The sequence below is a fragment of the Enterobacter cloacae complex sp. 370H10 genome, assembly GCF_050031535.1.
Taxonomy (GTDB): Bacteria; Pseudomonadota; Gammaproteobacteria; order Enterobacterales; family Enterobacteriaceae; genus Enterobacter; species Enterobacter intestinihominis.
The window spans coordinates 34,172-49,830 of record NZ_JBLGWG010000003.1 but is presented as its reverse complement, the minus strand read 5'-3'; the positions used below and the strand labels follow the sequence as shown (position 1 = coordinate 49,830).

Annotated in this window: 13 protein-coding genes and 3 pseudogenes; 7 read left to right on the top strand and 9 right to left on the bottom strand. The window is 53.7% G+C overall.

What is annotated here, in order from left to right; translation table 11 throughout:
* Positions 1-42: 42 nt before the first annotated feature.
* Positions 43-1,263 carry an ISL3-like element ISKox3 family transposase gene (locus ACQG2Q_RS26530; RefSeq protein ID WP_000343760.1) on the bottom strand — a complete coding sequence of 407 codons (1,221 nt, stop codon included), beginning with the start codon at positions 1,261-1,263 and terminating at the stop codon, positions 43-45.
* Positions 1,264-1,364: 101 nt separating this feature from the next.
* On the opposite strand from ACQG2Q_RS26530, the gene ACQG2Q_RS26525 reads away from it, so the two are divergent.
* Positions 1,365-1,604 carry a hypothetical protein gene (locus ACQG2Q_RS26525; RefSeq protein WP_001549892.1) on the top strand — a complete coding sequence of 80 codons (240 nt, stop codon included), beginning with the start codon at positions 1,365-1,367 and terminating at the stop codon, positions 1,602-1,604.
* Positions 1,605-1,606: 2 nt separating this feature from the next.
* Positions 1,607-1,963 carry a S24 family peptidase gene (locus ACQG2Q_RS26520; protein WP_004199403.1) on the top strand — a complete coding sequence of 119 codons (357 nt, stop codon included), beginning with the start codon at positions 1,607-1,609 and terminating at the stop codon, positions 1,961-1,963.
* A gap of 33 nt (positions 1,964-1,996) precedes the next feature.
* On the opposite strand, the gene ACQG2Q_RS26515 is transcribed toward ACQG2Q_RS26520, so the two are convergent.
* Positions 1,997-2,701, bottom strand: a complete 705-nt coding sequence (locus ACQG2Q_RS26515; protein WP_001067855.1) for an IS6-like element IS26 family transposase — start codon at positions 2,699-2,701, stop codon at positions 1,997-1,999.
* 58 nt (positions 2,702-2,759) lie between these two features.
* On the opposite strand from ACQG2Q_RS26515, the gene cutA reads away from it, so the two are divergent.
* A complete protein-coding gene (gene cutA, locus ACQG2Q_RS26510) occupies positions 2,760-2,894 on the top strand; it encodes a divalent cation tolerance protein CutA (RefSeq protein ID WP_023408307.1) in 135 nt (44 codons plus the stop codon).
* 4 nt (positions 2,895-2,898) lie between these two features.
* Positions 2,899-3,930, top strand: coding sequence for a protein-disulfide reductase DsbD domain-containing protein (locus ACQG2Q_RS26505; protein WP_004201169.1), 1,032 nt, complete (start codon positions 2,899-2,901; stop codon positions 3,928-3,930).
* Between the two features lie 10 nt (positions 3,931-3,940).
* Here the strand turns inward: ACQG2Q_RS26505 and ACQG2Q_RS26500 are convergent, their stop codons facing one another.
* From ACQG2Q_RS26500 to ACQG2Q_RS26490, 3 genes are read right to left on the bottom strand one after another with little or no spacing between them, the layout of a single operon-like run.
* Positions 3,941-4,579, bottom strand: coding sequence for a phosphoribosylanthranilate isomerase (locus ACQG2Q_RS26500; protein ID WP_004201168.1), 639 nt, complete (start codon positions 4,577-4,579; stop codon positions 3,941-3,943).
* 4 nt (positions 4,580-4,583) lie between these two features.
* Positions 4,584-4,949 (bottom strand): bleomycin binding protein Ble-MBL, encoded by a 366-nt coding sequence (gene ble / locus ACQG2Q_RS26495; RefSeq protein ID WP_004201167.1) that lies wholly within the window; start codon positions 4,947-4,949, stop codon positions 4,584-4,586.
* A gap of 3 nt (positions 4,950-4,952) precedes the next feature.
* A complete protein-coding gene (locus tag ACQG2Q_RS26490) occupies positions 4,953-5,765 on the bottom strand; it encodes a subclass B1 metallo-beta-lactamase NDM-5 (RefSeq protein ID WP_023408309.1) in 813 nt (270 codons plus the stop codon).
* Between the two features lie 234 nt (positions 5,766-5,999).
* Between ACQG2Q_RS26490 and ACQG2Q_RS26485 the strand changes: the two genes are divergently transcribed.
* Positions 6,000-6,980, top strand: a complete 981-nt coding sequence (locus ACQG2Q_RS26485) for an IS5-like element IS5 family transposase (protein ID WP_000019402.1) — start codon at positions 6,000-6,002, stop codon at positions 6,978-6,980.
* Between the two features lie 108 nt (positions 6,981-7,088).
* Here ACQG2Q_RS26485 and ACQG2Q_RS26480 read toward each other — a convergent pair whose 3' ends face one another.
* From ACQG2Q_RS26480 to ACQG2Q_RS26470, 3 genes and pseudogenes are all read right to left on the bottom strand, one after another.
* The gene (locus tag ACQG2Q_RS26480; protein ID WP_023408311.1) at positions 7,089-8,090 is read right to left on the bottom strand and encodes an IS30 family transposase; all 1,002 of its coding nucleotides are present in this window, start codon (positions 8,088-8,090) and stop codon (positions 7,089-7,091) included.
* Positions 8,091-8,309: 219 nt separating this feature from the next.
* Positions 8,310-9,902: pseudogene (locus tag ACQG2Q_RS26475) on the bottom strand (Tn3-like element IS3000 family transposase); the annotation flags it as partial.
* A 32-nt stretch (positions 9,903-9,934) separates the two neighbouring features.
* Complete coding sequence (locus ACQG2Q_RS26470) at positions 9,935-12,832, bottom strand: Tn3-like element Tn5403 family transposase (RefSeq protein ID WP_426759286.1); 2,898 nt, start codon at positions 12,830-12,832, stop codon at positions 9,935-9,937.
* A 94-nt stretch (positions 12,833-12,926) separates the two neighbouring features.
* On the opposite strand from ACQG2Q_RS26470, the gene ACQG2Q_RS26465 reads away from it, so the two are divergent.
* Complete coding sequence (locus ACQG2Q_RS26465) at positions 12,927-13,532, top strand: recombinase family protein (protein ID WP_000509966.1); 606 nt, start codon at positions 12,927-12,929, stop codon at positions 13,530-13,532.
* Positions 13,533-13,562: 30 nt separating this feature from the next.
* Here ACQG2Q_RS26465 and ACQG2Q_RS26460 read toward each other — a convergent pair.
* Positions 13,563-14,996: pseudogene (locus tag ACQG2Q_RS26460) on the bottom strand (Tn3-like element IS3000 family transposase); the annotation flags it as partial.
* Positions 14,997-15,139: 143 nt separating this feature from the next.
* Here ACQG2Q_RS26460 and ACQG2Q_RS26455 point away from each other — a divergent pair.
* Positions 15,140-15,652 (top strand): annotated as a pseudogene (locus ACQG2Q_RS26455) (Tn3 family transposase); the annotation flags it as partial.
* Positions 15,653-15,659 lie beyond the last annotated feature (7 nt).

Sequence of the window (15,659 nt, the reverse complement as noted above, 5' to 3'; positions counted from 1 at the left end):
TACTGTATATGCATGGGTCTTCCCCGATCATGGTGGGAAGGCTCAGAACGCCATATTCAGCTTTCCGTAGTGGAACATCACCCCCAGTTTAAAGCGCTCCCGGTTTCGGTATCCCCTGGCTTTTATCCTCAGCAGCCTGATCTTGCTGTTAAGTGCCTCCGCATTTCCGTTTGAGACACTGTGTCGCATCGCATTCAGGATCCCGTACAGCCTTTTTCCTATCGTTTTCGCGGCATTTTTCATCATGGGAACGTCACTGTTAGCCGCCAGCGCCAACCATCTCTGCCAGTCACTCCGTCTTTCCTCGCTCCATGGCCTGTTCCAGATATCCTTTGCCAGCTCTTTCAGCGCCCAGCACTGGCTCGTCAGCTTCATCTGTGCACGCAGCCACATCAGCTTTTCCTGCCGGGATTCGGTCATCCACTTATCGCTGTACTGCCACAGGAAGCGGGTTCCTTTTGCCTGGTGTCGGCTTTCAACAGGGAGGTGCGGATGTTCATTCTGACGGGTTTTATCAACTACCTCGCCCAGTTGCTTCGCCACATGGAAGCGGTCAAAGGCGATTTTCTCAACCGCACTGGGTAAGTGGATACGCGCTGCTCTTATATAGCCCGCGTTCATGTCCATTGAGAGCGTTTTGATAGCCAGCAACTGCCCATCAGTGAGCGTGCGAAGATAGCCGGCAAGACTCTCTGTGCCGCGATCATCCGTTAAGGCCAGCGCCCGACCATCGCGATCGGAGATCACCGTTATGTAACGATGTCCTTTTTTAAAGGCGACCTCATCCACATTCATATGACGGGCGGATAATGGCTTTTTTATCCGGGCAAGACCTCGCTTAACTGCCCGGGTCATAATGCCGTCAACCGCATTCCAACTGAGCTTAAGTTGCTTCCTGACAGCATCAACGGTGCTGATTTTCAGCCATGAGAGAACGAACGATTCGAATAGCAACGTATACCGGCTTCCGGGGCCAGCCCACGGAACAGGCAACGTCAGGCAGCCATGCTCCGGACACATAATTCGTGGAACATCGGCTTCAACAATAGTGGTGAACTGGCAGGTATCAAGATGGCGCCATTTACGATGACGGTGATCGTGAACAGAACAGGATTTACCGCAGGTCGGACAGGCTAGCCGGGTGTTTTCAGCGATCTCAATAGTGACAGTAACAGAACCGGCATTTTCATCGAGAGAAAGGGACTTTACCTGCCACGGATCGGACAGGTTGAGAATATGAGCGTAGAGGGACTTTTCGTCCATGGCGGTGACCTCTGGCGATTAAATACACCATTATCATGCCTTCAGCCACCACAACAAGGGAAGACCCATATGCATACAGCTATATTGATCGGAGGTTTTTCATGCCTAGACACTATGAAATTGACTCAGCCTGGCGTGCGAGCATTAAGCGTGAGCCGAACGGTCGTCAGACAGTTACGACAGAAGCCTTTGTCAGCCAGCTTGCGCTGATTAATTTTCACTGGAGTTGTCGCCAAGCAAATCAGTGGATTGAAACCTACGTGACCGTTTTTAAAGACATTTCCACTCAGGAAGGAGAGAACCGGACATTCATGCTTTTTAACCCCAACGGAGGCCGTTAAAAATGGGTTTTCCATCGCCAGCAACCGACTACCAGGAAAACAGGCTGTCACTCGATCAGCACTGTAATACAGGAGCGCCGGGAGTATTCTTTTTTCGAAGTGATACCTACTCTTTCCGGGAAGGGATAAAGCCTGGTGCGCTGCTCATAGTAGATTTTGGGGGCACGCCCGTTGACGGGTCTTTGGTGCTCTGTGTCCTGGAACAAGAATTCAGGATCATGCGATTGCGACTACACCCCAAGCGGTGTCTCCAGGAACTCGATAAGCTGGATAACTTCAGGGCTATACCTGATGACGATGAGGACGGGTTGGAGGTCAGGGGGGTCATTACGCACATTGTGGCACTGTTGCAAAGTTAGCGATGAGGCAGCCTTTTGTCTTATTCAAAGGCCTTACATTTCAAAAACTCTGCTTACCAGGCGCATTTCGCCCAGGGGATCACCATAATAAAATGCTGAGGCCTGGCCTTTGCGTAGTGCACGCATCACCTCAATACCTTTGATGGTGGCGTAAGCCGTCTTCATGGATTTAAATCCCAGCGTGGCGCCGATTATCCGTTTCAGTTTGCCATGATCGCATTCAATCACGTTGTTCCGGTACTTAATCTGTCGGTGTTCAACGTCAGACGGGCACCGGCCTTCGCGTTTGAGCAGAGCAAGCGCGCGACCATAGGCGGGCGCTTTATCCGTGTTGATGAATCGCGGGATCTGCCACTTCTTCACGTTGTTGAGGATTTTACCCAGAAACCGGTATGCAGCTTTGCTGTTACGACGGGAGGAGAGATAAAAATCGACAGTGCGGCCCCGGCTGTCGACGGCCCGGTACAGATACGCCCAGCGGCCATTGACCTTCACGTAGGTTTCATCCATGTGCCACGGGCAAAGATCGGAAGGGTTACGCCAGTACCAGCGCAGCCGTTTTTCCATTTCAGGCGCATAACGCTGAACCCAGCGGTAAATCGTGGAGTGATCGACATTCACTCCGCGTTCAGCCAGCATCTCCTGCAGCTCACGGTAACTGATGCCGTATTTGCAGTACCAGCGTACGGCCCACAGAATGATGTCACGCTGAAAATGCCGGCCTTTGAATGGGTTCATGTGCAGCTCCATCAGCAAAAGGGGATGATAAGTTTATCACCACCGACTATTTGCAACAGTGCCCCCCGCCCTGCAGGAACGCCTGCGCCAACTGCATCCCTACGAACTCCCGGAGCTGCTCGCGGTCGAAGCCGCGTCCGGCCTGCCCGAATACCTGCAATGGCTGGCCGCCGAGAGCCGACCGGTAAACTGAGCCAATGACCGCATCCACGATCCGCCTGCGCCGCTGGCTGGCCGGGCTCGCCCTGCTGCTTGCGCTGCCCGCGACCTCGGCCGTCGCCCAGGACTTCGAACTGCCGCCGGTCGACGAGGTCTTCGTCCTGTCCGCGCAGGCCACCGCGCCGGACCGCATCGAGGTGCGCTGGCGGATCGCCGACGGCTATTACCTGTACCGGCACCGCACCTCGGTCAAGGCCGATGCCGCCTTCACCGGCGCGACCATGGCGCTGCCGAAGGGCAAGGCCTACCGCGACGAATTCTTCGGCGACGTCGAAACCTACCGCAAGGAATTGCTCGGCACCCTCACCGGCACGCCCGCGGCCGGCGCGAGCGCGACCACCCTGACCGTGAAGTACCAGGGCTGCGCCGATGCCGGCGTGTGCTACCCGCCGCAGACCCGCACCCTGAAGGTCGCGTTGCCGGGCGAAGCGGGCGCTGGCGGCTTCGGCTGTAAGGCGCGCGGGCTGCATGATTATGTCGTCAAGAACGGCTCTGCCGATCATCCCAACGCCGAGGTGAAATTCGCACTGGGTGATGTGGTCAACACCATGATCGGCTGCACTAATGGTGAAACGATCATGCTGTGCCACGACACCTCGCTGCCGCGCCCCTATTCTCTCGGCTTTCGGGTGCAAGGCACCGAGGGGCTGTGGATGGACGTCAACAAGTCGATCTATCTGGAGGGCAAGAGCCCACAGCCGCACCGCTGGGAGCCTGCCGAGGGCTGGTTTGCGAAATACGATCACCCGCTATGGAAACGCTACGCCGATCTGGCGGCAGGGGCCGGGCATGGCGGGATGGACTGGTTCGTGATCCACGCTTTTGTCGAGGCGCTGAAGGCCAAGGCCCCGATGCCAATCGACATTTACGACGCGCTGGCCTGGAGCGCGATCACGCCTCTGTCGGAACAATCGATTGCTGAGGGCAATCGCACGTTAGATTTTCCCGACTTCACCCGAGGGCAGTGGCGCACCCGCAAGCCGATCTTTGCGCTGAACGACGCCTATTGATCGACGCGATTTAGGCCAAGCGCACCGCAAAGGCGAAATTGGTAATCTTGTCGGTATCCTTGACGCCCGGCGCGCTTTCGACGCCGCTGGAGGTATCGACCAGCGGCGCTCCGGTGCGCGCAATCGCCTCGGCAACATTCGTCGGATTTAGCCCGCCTGCCAGCCCCCACGGCAAGGCACCGCGATATCCGGCCAGCAGCGACCAGTCGAACGCCAACCCCATGCCGCCGGGCAGCGCGCCTTTGGGGGTCTTGGCGTCGAACAAGATCAAGTCCGCCGCCCCGGCATAGGCTGCGGCGCGTGCGACATCGCTGGCGCTGGCGACGGGCAGCGCCTTCCACACCGGCTTGCCAAACCGCGCGCGCAACTGGGCCACGCGTTCGGGCGATTCCGAACCGTGCAGCTGCAGCGCGTTCAGCTTGGCTGCCACCAGTGCGTCGGCGATGACAGCATCATCCGCATCGACGAACAAACCGACCATGGCGATCTGGCCAGCTGCGCGCGATGTCAAAGCGCCCGCGACATTCGACGTAACCGCACGGGGCGACGCTGGATAGAACACCAACCCGGCATAGTCCGCCCGCGCCGCGATGGTCGCATCGAGCGCCTCGGGTGTGCTGATCCCGCAAATCTTGATTTTCGCGGGCATGCGGTCAGTCGGGGTTCTGGATCAGCCGCACCAGCGTGCAGTCGGGATCGATCAGGTAGCCGATCCTCAGGCCGCTCGCCTCCAGTTGCGGAGCTTTGAAGCGCGGCCAGCCGGTGCTTTTTTCCTCGGCTCCCGCCGCGTTCACCAATGCCACCATGGCATCGAGATCATCCAACCGCAGGCAACAGCCGAACGAGCTCGTAGCTGGGTCGAGGTCAGGATAGGGGAAGAATTCGAGCTGCAAACCGCCGCGCTGCAGGATCATCCAGCCGCGATCCTTCCAACTCGTCGCAAAGCCCAGCTTCGCATAAAACGCCTCTGTCACATCGAAATCGCGCGATGGCAGATTGGGGGTGACGTGGTCAGCCATGGCTCAGCGCAGCTTGTCGGCCATGCGGGCCGTATGAGTGATTGCGGCGCGGCTATCGGGGGCGGAATGGCTCATCACGATCATGCTGGCCTTGGGGAACGCCGCACCAAACGCGCGCGCTGACGCGGCGTAGTGCTCAGTGTCGGCATCACCGAGATTGCCGAGCGACTTGGCCTTGCTGTCCTTGATCAGGCAGCCACCAAAAGCGATGTCGGTGCCGTCGATCCCAACGGTGATATTGTCACTGGTGTGGCCGGGGCCGGGGTAAAATACCTTGAGCGGGCCAAAGTTGGGCGCGGTTGCTGGTTCGACCCAGCCATTGGCGGCGAAAGTCAGGCTGTGTTGCGCCGCAACCAGCCCCTCTTGCGGGGCAAGCTGGTTCGACAACGCATTGGCATAAGTCGCAATCCCCGCCGCATGCAGCGCGTCCATACCGCCCATCTTGTCCTGATGCGCGTGAGTCACCACCGCCAGCGCGACCGGCAGGTTGATCTCCTGCTTGATCCAGTTGAGGATCTGGGCGGTCTGGTCATCGGTCCAGGCGGTATCGACCAACAGCACGCGGCCGCCATCCCTGACGATCAAACCGTTGGAAGCGACTGCCCCGAAACCCGGCATGTCGAGATAGGAAGTGTGCTGCCAGACATTCGGTGCGAGCTGGCGGAAAACCAGATCGCCAAACCGTTGGTCGCCAGTTTCCATTTGCTGGCCAATCGTCGGGCGGATTTCACCGGGCATGCACCCGCTCAGCATCAATGCAGCGGCTAATGCGGTGCTCAGCTTCGCGACCGGGTGCATAATATTGGGCAATTCCATCAAGTTTTCCTTTTATTCAGCATTAAAAACCCCGCAAATGCGAGGCCTAGTAAATAGATGATCTTAATTTGGTTCACTGTAGCAAAAATATGGGGCGAATTCAAACATGAGGTGCGACAGTTTCAAAAGCCATATGATAATCAACAAGCTGAGCAAATTTCTCTAAGGAAGGTGCGAACAAGTCCCTGATATGAGATCATGTTTGTCATCTGGAGCCATGGAACAGGGTTCATCATGAGTCATCAACTTACCTTCGCCGACAGTGAATTCAGCAGTAAGCGCCGTCAGACCAGAAAAGAGATTTTCTTGTCCCGCATGGAGCAGATTCTGCCATGGCAAAACATGGTGGAAGTCATCGAGCCGTTTTACCCCAAGGCTGGTAATGGCCGGCGACCTTATCCGCTGGAAACCATGCTACGCATTCACTGCATGCAGCATTGGTACAACCTGAGCGATGGCGCGATGGAAGATGCTCTGTACGAAATCGCCTCCATGCGTCTGTTTGCCCGGTTATCCCTGGATAGCGCCTTGCCTGACCGCACCACCATCATGAATTTCCGCCACCTGCTGGAGCAGCATCAACTGGCCCGCCAATTGTTCAAGACCATCAATCGCTGGCTGGCCGAAGCAGGCGTCATGATGACTCAAGGCACCTTGGTCGATGCCACCATCATTGAGGCACCCAGCTCGACCAAGAACAAAGAGCAGCAACGCGATCCGGAGATGCATCAGACCAAGAAAGGCAATCAATGGCACTTTGGCATGAAGGCCCACATTGGTGTCGATGCCAAGAGTGGCCTGACCCACAGCCTAGTCACCACCGCGGCCAACGAGCATGACCTCAATCAGCTGGGTAATCTGCTGCATGGAGAGGAGCAATTTGTCTCAGCCGATGCCGGCTACCAAGGGGCGCCACAGCGCGAGGAGCTGGCCGAGGTGGATGTGGACTGGCTGATCGCCGAGCGCCCCGGCAAGGTAAGAACCTTGAAACAGCATCCACGCAAGAACAAAACGGCCATCAACATCGAATACATGAAAGCCAGCATCCGGGCCAAGGTGGAGCACCCATTTCGCATCATCAAGCGACAGTTCGGCTTCGTGAAAGCCAGATACAAGGGGTTGCTGAAAAACGATAACCAACTGGCGATGTTATTCACGCTGGCCAACCTGTTTCGGGCGGACCAAATGATACGTCAGTGGGAGAGATCTCACTAAAAACTGGGGATAACGCCTTAAATGGCGAAGAAACGGTCTAAATAGGCTGATTCAAGGCATTTACGGGAGAAAAAATCGGCTCAAACATGAAGAAATGAAATGACTGAGTCAGCCGAGAAGAATTTCCCCGCTTATTCGCACCTTCCCTAATGGTGTAAGCCAATCTAACGCCTTTCTAGGACGAGTATTCAGTGACATGGCAACTTGATTTAAATAATGCTGATCTGCCTGATTTAAATCAATCCCTTTAGGTAAATATTGCCTAATTAAACCATTCATATTTTCGCATGTGCCTTTTTGCCAGGGTGAATGTGGGTCACAGAAATATACATCTATGCCTAAATCTTCTTCGAGTATTTTATGTTCTGACATCTCACGTCCACGGTCATAGGTCAACGTTTTACGCAGTTCTGCAGGTAAATATTTCAGAGCTTCAGTTAAAGCCTTGCGCACTGATTCTGCCTTTGCATCAGGTAATGTTGCCAAGATACAGAGCCGTGTATTTCGTTCAATAAGTGTTGCTATCGAACTTTTATTGTCTTTACCTTTAATTAAATCAGCTTCCCAATGACCCGGTATTTTTCTTTCTTGAACTTCGGCTGGGCGCTCATGAATAGTTTTAATATCCTGTAATATAGAATCTTTTTTAGGTTCACCGTTAGCTTTTCGCTTTTTATTTTCATGACGTAGACAGGATAATAAGTCTTTTTTCAACTCACCCTTTGGTAATGCTCGTATCGTTGAATAAATCGTTGTATGGCTTACATTCATTGTTTGATCCAAATCAGGAAATGTCTTTAAACGCTTTGCTATTTGCTGAGGAGACCATAAACAACGGATCGCTTCAACAATAAATTTCCAGAGGATTGAATCGATTTTGAGTTTTCTGTGACCACGTCTACGTCTAGCGAAGGTGTTATCAGAAGCATATCGAGCTTGATAAACGTCATTGATGCTATTTCTTTTAAGCTCACGATAGATCGTACTAGGATGTCTTTTAATGAGTTCAGCAAATTTTCTGGCTGAAAAGCCTTCTTTTCTTGACTCAAGCATTAATGCAGTACGATCTTCAAAGTTAAGATGATGGTATGACAATTTTATATACTCCATAAACCCTTTAAATTAATTAGGTGGTTTATGTCGCACTTCAAGTTTTACTCTGCCAACTTTAAATCAGTGGCTCCACTAACACTCTTCACTTATTTATTTAAAATTTAGCGACGTTAAAAGACAATTAAGTATTTTTAGATAATGGGGTTCTAGGGATTTTCCGTCCAAAAACGACAAAGTGCTCTGGAGGCCGCGCCGTCCGTGGCCTCCAGAGGGGTATTACTTTTCGCTGACGGGTAAATATCCCTCGATTGAGCGCATAAGCTCCTCCAGATCTGGCAATTTTTCGCTCAATTCGAAGTGGTAAGTCCCCTTGAGGTTAATGTTGTGCCAGGCCACAGGGGATGCCTGTTTGACGATATCTATTCTCTTGGTATCTCCTTGGTATTCGAAGCTGGTCAACAGCTGGCTGAGTATCCTGGAGTTGAAGTAAACGATGGCATTGGTGACCAGGCGAGCGCACTCATTCCATAGCTGGATTTCTTCGTCTGAACTGCCCCGGAACTGATCCCCATTGACGCTGCTCACGGCCCGACGCAGTTGGTGATAGGCCTCTCCCCGGTTCAGCGCGCGCTGAACATAGTTTCTTAAACTGGCATCATCGATGTAGCACAGTAGATAATTCGCTTTCACCAGGCGATTGTATTCCGTCAGGGCTTCCAGCAGCGGGTGATTGCGCTTGTACTCCGAGAGCTTTCTCACCAAGGTGGCTTGCGTTGTTTTCCGCTGCTTAAGTGATACTGCAATCCGTTGGATGGTATCCCAGTGCTGCGCAATACGATGGGTATTGATTGGCTTTTTTAAGCACAGCTGAATTCGGTGTTCTTTGTCTTCCTTGACATCAAACATGTCATTGATCACTTTGCCAACCTGGGCATAGCGTGGGGCAAACTGGTATCCGAACAGATCCAGTAACGCGAAGTTCACATGGTTCACCCCATGGGTATCGGTTGAGAGCACATCCGGAATGATGTCTGACGTATTGCTCATCAACAAATCAAAGATGTAGTGCGATTCATGTTCGTTGGCGCCGATCACTCTGGCGTTGATCGCAGCGTGATTGGCGATCAAGGTCATGGCAGAAACACCTTTTTGAGTGCCAAAGTACTTCGACGAATAACGGGTTTTGAAGGTCTCGCGCCGGGCTTCGAACTTTTGACCATCGGCACTGGCGTGGATCACATCTTCCTGGATGTTGTAGTACCGGAAGATGGGTAGCTTGGCTGTCGCGTTATTGATGTTGTCGTTAGCAGCATTCAATGTTTCCAGGCGAAGATAGTTCGCCTGGATAGTGCTGAGCTGATCATAGGTACGATCAGAGATCTGTGCCATGCCGTAAATGCCTTGATTGGTTGCATTGCCGACCAGAATTGCCAACAGGTCATATTCATGGGAACGGCTTCTGGATTGGGAACCCAGCACATGAGCGAAGCAGTCAATGAAACCGGTGTCACGATCAACCATGCGCAGTACATCCGCAATCCCCGTTGTGGGAATTTGCTGGAAGAAGGGATTGTTGACCAGATGATGTTTGCTGGCCGAAGGCAGGCGCCAGAAGCGTTTACCCTGCGGATTACGCAAGATGATATTCCGGTTGTCTTCCTGTTCAAGATATTCGCCGACTTCGTACAAACGGGTATCCAATTCCATGGCCATCTGTTTGATCAGCTTTTCAGGCTCCTCCGCTAATTTTGTAAAATGGCTCTGTTGAAGCAGCGTATATTTGTTTTTTCGCCAATGTTCCCCGTCGATCAGGTCGGCGTCGAGTGCCCGGTATTTAGTGATATCAGGCAGCGTCAGCTGGCCATTCAGGGGTCGGTTCCGGCTGAGGGCGAAATGACACCCTAAGCTTTCGGTTCCTTGGGCCAAAGATATTCGCCAGTCAGTAGAATGTGCGTCCAGCCCAATGGGGATATGTGGGGAAGAAATTCAGGGGGAACATCCAACCCTTCGTTCCGCCGCTCCGTGACGGCATGACCAAGATGGACGGTATTCCAGTAAATGATCACCGCAGTCAATAAATTGAGCCCAGCGATTCGGTAGTGCTGCCCCTCTGTCGTGCGATCGCGAATTTCCCCCTGCCTCCCGATACGGAGCGCATTTTTGAGCGCATGGTGGGCCTCTCCCTTGTTAAGACCGATCTGAGCACGCCGCTGCATGTCCGTATCCAGGATCCACTCAATAATGAAAAGGGTCCGTTCAATACGACCAACTTCACGAAGCGCAACTGCAAGGTTGTTTTGTCGTGGGTAAGAAGCGAGCTTGCGCAGGAGTTGGCTGGGCCTGATTTTGCCAGCGGTCATCGTCGCGGCACAACGGAAAATATCAGGCCAGTTCGCAACGATAAGATCCTCCCGGGCTTTTCCACCTACCAACTTGCGTAACTCCCTGGGGGTCGTATCGGGATTAAATACGTACAACCGCTTCGATGGCAGATCCCTGATTCGCAGAACGAGATTGTAGCCGAGCAGGCTACTGGCTCCGAACAAATGGTCGGTGAATCCTGCTGTATCGGCATACTGTTCGCGAACATGGCGACCGACCTCGTTCATCAGTAGTCCATCGAGAATATACGGTGCCTCGCTCACGGTCGCCGGGATCGACTGACAAGCGAATGGCGCGAACTGGTCGCTTACGTGAGTATACGCTTTGAGGCCGGGAACAGAACCATATTTGGCATTGACCATGTTCATGGCTTCGCCATGCCGCGCTGTCGGGAAAAACTGACCATCGCTCGATGCTGACGTGCCCATCCCCCAGACGCGTGACATCGGCAGTTTACCCTGCGCGGCCACCACAATTGCCAATGCCTGGTTCATGGCTTCGCTTTCAACATGCCAGCGGGCAAGGCGTGAGAGCTGCCAGTAATCATGCGTGTTTGTAGCTTCCGCCATCTTACGCAGGCCCAGATTGAGCCCTTCAGCGAGCAGGACGTTGAGCAGACCGATCCGGTCGCGACATGGAGCCCCGGTTCTCAGATGGGTAAACGCATCTGTGAAACCAAGGGCTGCATCAACTTCAAGCAGCATGTCGGTAATCCGAACGGACGGCATTCGGCGATACAGATCCAGTATGAGTGCCTCGGCACCATCCGGCACGTCTGCTGTCAACCTGTCGATCCGCAACGTTCCATCTTCTATGCTACCGTGCGGAATAGTGCCGTTACGGGCAGCCCGGGCCAGCCGCTTAAGAGCGATCGTGAGTCGCGCCTTTCTGTCTGCCAGCCAATCCTGTGGGTTGGAAGGCACGGCCAGTTTTGCATTTTCCTGCGCCGCGATCATCGGCACCAGTACCTGCTTGAGGTCACCATAGCGGCGCGAATGAGCGAGCCAGACATCTCCGGAACGAAAAGCATCCCGGAGGTGAAAGAGTACCGCCACTTCCCAAAGACGGGTATCTCCTTTTTCCTGAGCTCGTAAATGACGGTTCCATTTGGAGCTGGGCCGCAGGAAACGCCTTTCTGGCGATGCAACACCTTTCATCTCTCCGATCGACAAAGCTGCTGCTACCAATGGTCCGGCGACCGGCGCGGCTTCGAGCTTCAGACAGCGCAACATGCGGGGCGCATAACGACGAAAGCGATGGTATCCCTGCCCGACATATGCAAGAGGCTCATCGGCTAGCGTGTTGCTGAGTTGAGTCCCTGTCGCTACCAGTTGAGCGAGCCGGTCCCATGCAACCGAACTGGCGACAGCCATCTCCAGCGGGGTTCCGTCACTGCGGGCCTCAAGCAACGAAGCTCCCAGCGCGGTGAAGGTACGGATCGTATCCGTGAGTGTGGCTTTAGAGCCGGAAATTGTTTCGTCATGCTGGCGCTTCGCTTCCCGCCAGGTTTTTCCTACGATCCTGTCATGGGTTTCGACTATGGCATCAGCAATCGCCGCTTCCCACTCCACAACACAGACGGCAAGGATCGCCCAGCGGCGGTCCGAAGTGATGTCACGCAAACCGTCGGTGAAGTAGCGTTCACCCTGCCGACGCAGCCGGGCAATGCGATGGGCAGGTATGCTGGCCAAAGCACTATGATTGATATTCAGGGTACGCAGAAATTCGAGCCTGTCGAGCAAACGGTTAGCAGCAGCCGAGTTGTTACCAACCTCGAAGTTGCGAAGCCAGATGAAACGACTGATATTGCCGGCGAGCATTTCACTCAGAAGTTTGTCCAGGTGATCGCGAACATCCGCTGTTAAATTTTCCGCAATCCGCGTTTCAATCCGCCGCTCAGCGGCGACCAGAGCATCCGCGCACAAGCGCTCGATTGTCGATACTGCGGGCAGAATGGTGGAAGTTTCCCGACACCGCACAATAAAACGATGAGCAAGATCCTCGTTTGATCTGGCATCTTCGGCCTGGCCGAAAGTCCACTCCCGCAGATCACGGGCACCACGGCCCGTGAAGGTCTTGTAGCCGTAAATTTCGCGCAGCGTGTCCATGTGCTGCTGACGGGTTTGGCGCCGTGTGGCATAAGTGAGAAGCGCATCAGCCGGAACTCCAAGCTGAGCACCGACGAAGGAAAGGACTTCACGCGGGATCATCTCACCAGGAGCCAGTGCACGGCCCGGATATCGTAAGGCACAAAGTTGCAGGGCAAAGCCAATCCTGTTTTCCGGTCTGCGGCGCTGCCTAATGTTTTCCAGGTCATCATCGCCCAGCGTGTAGAACTTCAGTAGCGACAGTTCGTCCGTGGGCAGATCGAACAGCGCTGCTCGCTGCCGTTCGGTGAAAATATGGCGTCGTGACATACAAATTCGTCCCTTTTGAAGTATAGTCTGTTTTGGACAACAGCCAGCCCATATAAATCAGGGCGTTCCGATACAAAAATCCAGGAGGGTTCAATTGGGACATCGTGCCGCCATTTACTGCCGGGTTTCAACAGCGGATCAGTCTTGTGAACGCCAGGAATTTGATCTGCGAGCCTTCGCCGGCCGTGCCGGCTACGACGTGGTGGGAATATTTAAGGAAACAGGTTCAGGAACTAAACTCGACCGGGCCGAGCGAAAGAAAGTCCTGGCGCTTGCCCAGTCCAGACAAATTGATGCAATCCTGGTCACTGAGCTTTCCCGGTGGGGGCGCTCGACGCTCGATCTGCTCAATACGCTACGTGAACTGGAGAACTGGAAGGTTTCCGTGATAGCCATGAATGGAATGGCGTTCGATCTTTCGTCGCCGTATGGACGAATGCTGGCGACGTTTCTTTCCGGCATTGCGGAGTTTGAGCGGGATCTCATCAGCGAGCGGGTCAAGTCAGGCCTTGCTGTTGCGAAGGCACGTGGTAAGAGGCTTGGTCGTCAGGCCGGAGTGCGACCAAAATCAGACCGACTTTTGCCTAAGGTGGTTGCGATGAGGGCCGAGGGACGCAGCTATCGCTGGATCGCACGCGAGCTCGGTATCAGCAAGAATACCGTCGCTGACATCGTGCAACGACACAGAGCTAACGCTTAGGGTGTCATTTCGCCCTCAGCCGGAACCGACCCCATTCAGGCGATCAGGAATCTGTTGATAGAGGAACCACTCATAACGATCGATCAGGATATTCCCTTCACCATCCAGCAGGAATTCACGTGATTTTTTGGAAAGGAGTCTGGTGTCGGCAGTTTGCAACTGAGCGTCCTGGCCGTTGAGTTCGTTTTGTGTTTTCGCCAAGGCGGCCGCTAAGTGCTGGGTGCCGTCGCAGCCTTCGAAGCGCAGACATAGGAACAACTCTCGCAGCAAACCTTTCCGCAGACTTTCTTTCTCGTCGCAGTACTGCCACATGGCTTCATCGACCGATCGTCGCTGCTCGTTCAGGAAGAGACATACAGATTCCAGATCCCTTTTGGTCAGCAGGCTCAGTGCTTGCTGTCTTACTGTTGCAAACGGTAGTTGCAGATCAATGCTGTCATCAATGAACAGGTGCAGTACTTCAGCTGCCTTGCTGACATTTTTAGCTGCTTTTTGCCAATCCTTAAACACCGCTTCCTGCGCATAATCCTTTGCCTTCTGTTTGGTCTGTCTGACATGATGCACAAAGCCATCGGCAATACGTTCCAGCGCTTGCTGCCATCGCGTTTGAAGATAGCACAATAAATACAGCCATTGGCTGCCTACGGTTTGACGTTTCAGTTTGGCACCGTAGTAGTCGACTTTCTCTGCCAGGTGTTGCAGATTTTTCTGCGACAGTGATAGCGTGCTCAACAGCAGATCCACTTCCGGCATCCAATGCTGGATATGGCGATAGACAATCAGTTCTTTCTCCAACTCGGTTCCGGTGAAGTTACGAGCCGATTGTCGCAACTGTCGGAACGGCAGTGGACCTGTGCCGTTCACGAGCTCCGCCAGTGCTTGCTTAAGACCGCGTGACATTGCACGCTCAAGGTGCGCGGCCATGTGTTCCTGTTCGTCTCCCACCACCTGACTGATGATCTTTTGCAGCGTGCTGTAGGCAGGGATTGCGATCTTCTGCCCCGAACAATATTCATTGGCCGCATCGAAGAGGTGCCTAGGCGCTGTCCAGGCTCTGGCTTGCTGGGATAAGTAATCTCTCAACGCCGCTCCATGGTCTTTGACATTCCAGCGCTGGTAGTTGCAGAGCTGGAAAACACGTTGGTAAATCCGTTCGTTCTCTTTTGGCGTGAGATTAAAGGGTCTACAGCCTGGGCCTGGTAGAACGGTTTGATAAACGTATTTGAGGTCCTGCTTGATCTGATGAAAGCCGGGATTCAGCACCACCGGCTTGGCTTTGAAATAGCCCAGCAGTACCACCAGCATGTAACGCTGGCCCCGATGACGGAGGCTTTTAGCGATCGCCAGTTCCTTATCGTTCAGCGAGAAAAAGAAGCGTTGGTCGGCGGAGGTGAAAGCGGGGGGTCCATATAACTCATCTTGTTCTGCCTCGGACAAGATTTGGACACGTTCTTCGAATGCCATGGATTTAGCCCAAAAAGACTAAATCTTACTCAAACAGAGCCCAAATAGGGATCTCGAAAAAAGTAATACCCCTCTGGAGGCCACAGACGGCGGGGCCTCCAGAGCACTTTGTCGTTTTTGGACGGAAAATCCCTAGAACCCCTCAGTGGGACGAAATGATCCGGACCGCTGGCTCCCTGAAGCTGGGCAAAGTACAGGTTTCAGTGCTGGTCCGTTCATTGCTGAAAAGTGAACGTCCTTCCGGACTGACTCAGGCAATCATTGAAGTGGGGCGCATCAACAAAACGCTGTATCTGCTTAATTATATTGATGATGAAGATTACCGCCGGCGCATTCTGACCCAGCTTAATCGGGGAGAAAGTCGCCATGCCGTTGCCAGAGCCATCTGTCACGGTCAAAAAGGTGAGATAAGAAAACGATATACCGACGGTCAGGAAGATCAACTGGGCACACTGGGGCTGGTCACTAACGCCGTCGTGTTATGGAACACTATTTATATGCAGGCAGCCCTGGATCATCTCCGGGCGCAGGGTGAAACACTGAATGATGAAGATATCGCACGCCTCTCCCCGCTTTGCCACGGACATATCAATATGCTCGGCCATTATTCCTTCACGCTGGCAGAACTGGTGACCAAAGGACATCTGAGACCATTAAAAGAGG

Excerpts from the sequence above, each read along its gene's own strand:
- ACQG2Q_RS26530 (WP_000343760.1), bottom strand. The coding sequence starts at position 1,263 with ATGGACGAAAAGTCCCTCTACGCTCATATTCTCAACCTGTCCGATCCG.
- ble (WP_004201167.1), bottom strand. The coding sequence starts at position 4,949 with ATGGCTGACCACGTCACCCCCAATCTGCCATCGCGCGATTTCGATGTG.
- ACQG2Q_RS26505 (WP_004201169.1), top strand. The coding sequence starts at position 2,899 with ATGACCGCATCCACGATCCGCCTGCGCCGCTGGCTGGCCGGGCTCGCC.
- ACQG2Q_RS26470 (WP_426759286.1), bottom strand. The coding sequence starts at position 12,832 with ATGTCACGACGCCATATTTTCACCGAACGGCAGCGAGCAGCGCTGTTC.
- ACQG2Q_RS26480 (WP_023408311.1), bottom strand. The coding sequence starts at position 8,090 with ATGGAGTATATAAAATTGTCATACCATCATCTTAACTTTGAAGATCGT.
- ACQG2Q_RS26485 (WP_000019402.1), top strand. The coding sequence starts at position 6,000 with ATGAGTCATCAACTTACCTTCGCCGACAGTGAATTCAGCAGTAAGCGC.
- ACQG2Q_RS26515 (WP_001067855.1), bottom strand. The coding sequence starts at position 2,701 with ATGAACCCATTCAAAGGCCGGCATTTTCAGCGTGACATCATTCTGTGG.
- ACQG2Q_RS26490 (WP_023408309.1), bottom strand. The coding sequence starts at position 5,765 with ATGGAATTGCCCAATATTATGCACCCGGTCGCGAAGCTGAGCACCGCA.
- ACQG2Q_RS26525 (WP_001549892.1), top strand. The coding sequence starts at position 1,365 with ATGCCTAGACACTATGAAATTGACTCAGCCTGGCGTGCGAGCATTAAG.
- ACQG2Q_RS26500 (WP_004201168.1), bottom strand. The coding sequence starts at position 4,579 with ATGCCCGCGAAAATCAAGATTTGCGGGATCAGCACACCCGAGGCGCTC.
- ACQG2Q_RS26520 (WP_004199403.1), top strand. The coding sequence starts at position 1,607 with ATGGGTTTTCCATCGCCAGCAACCGACTACCAGGAAAACAGGCTGTCA.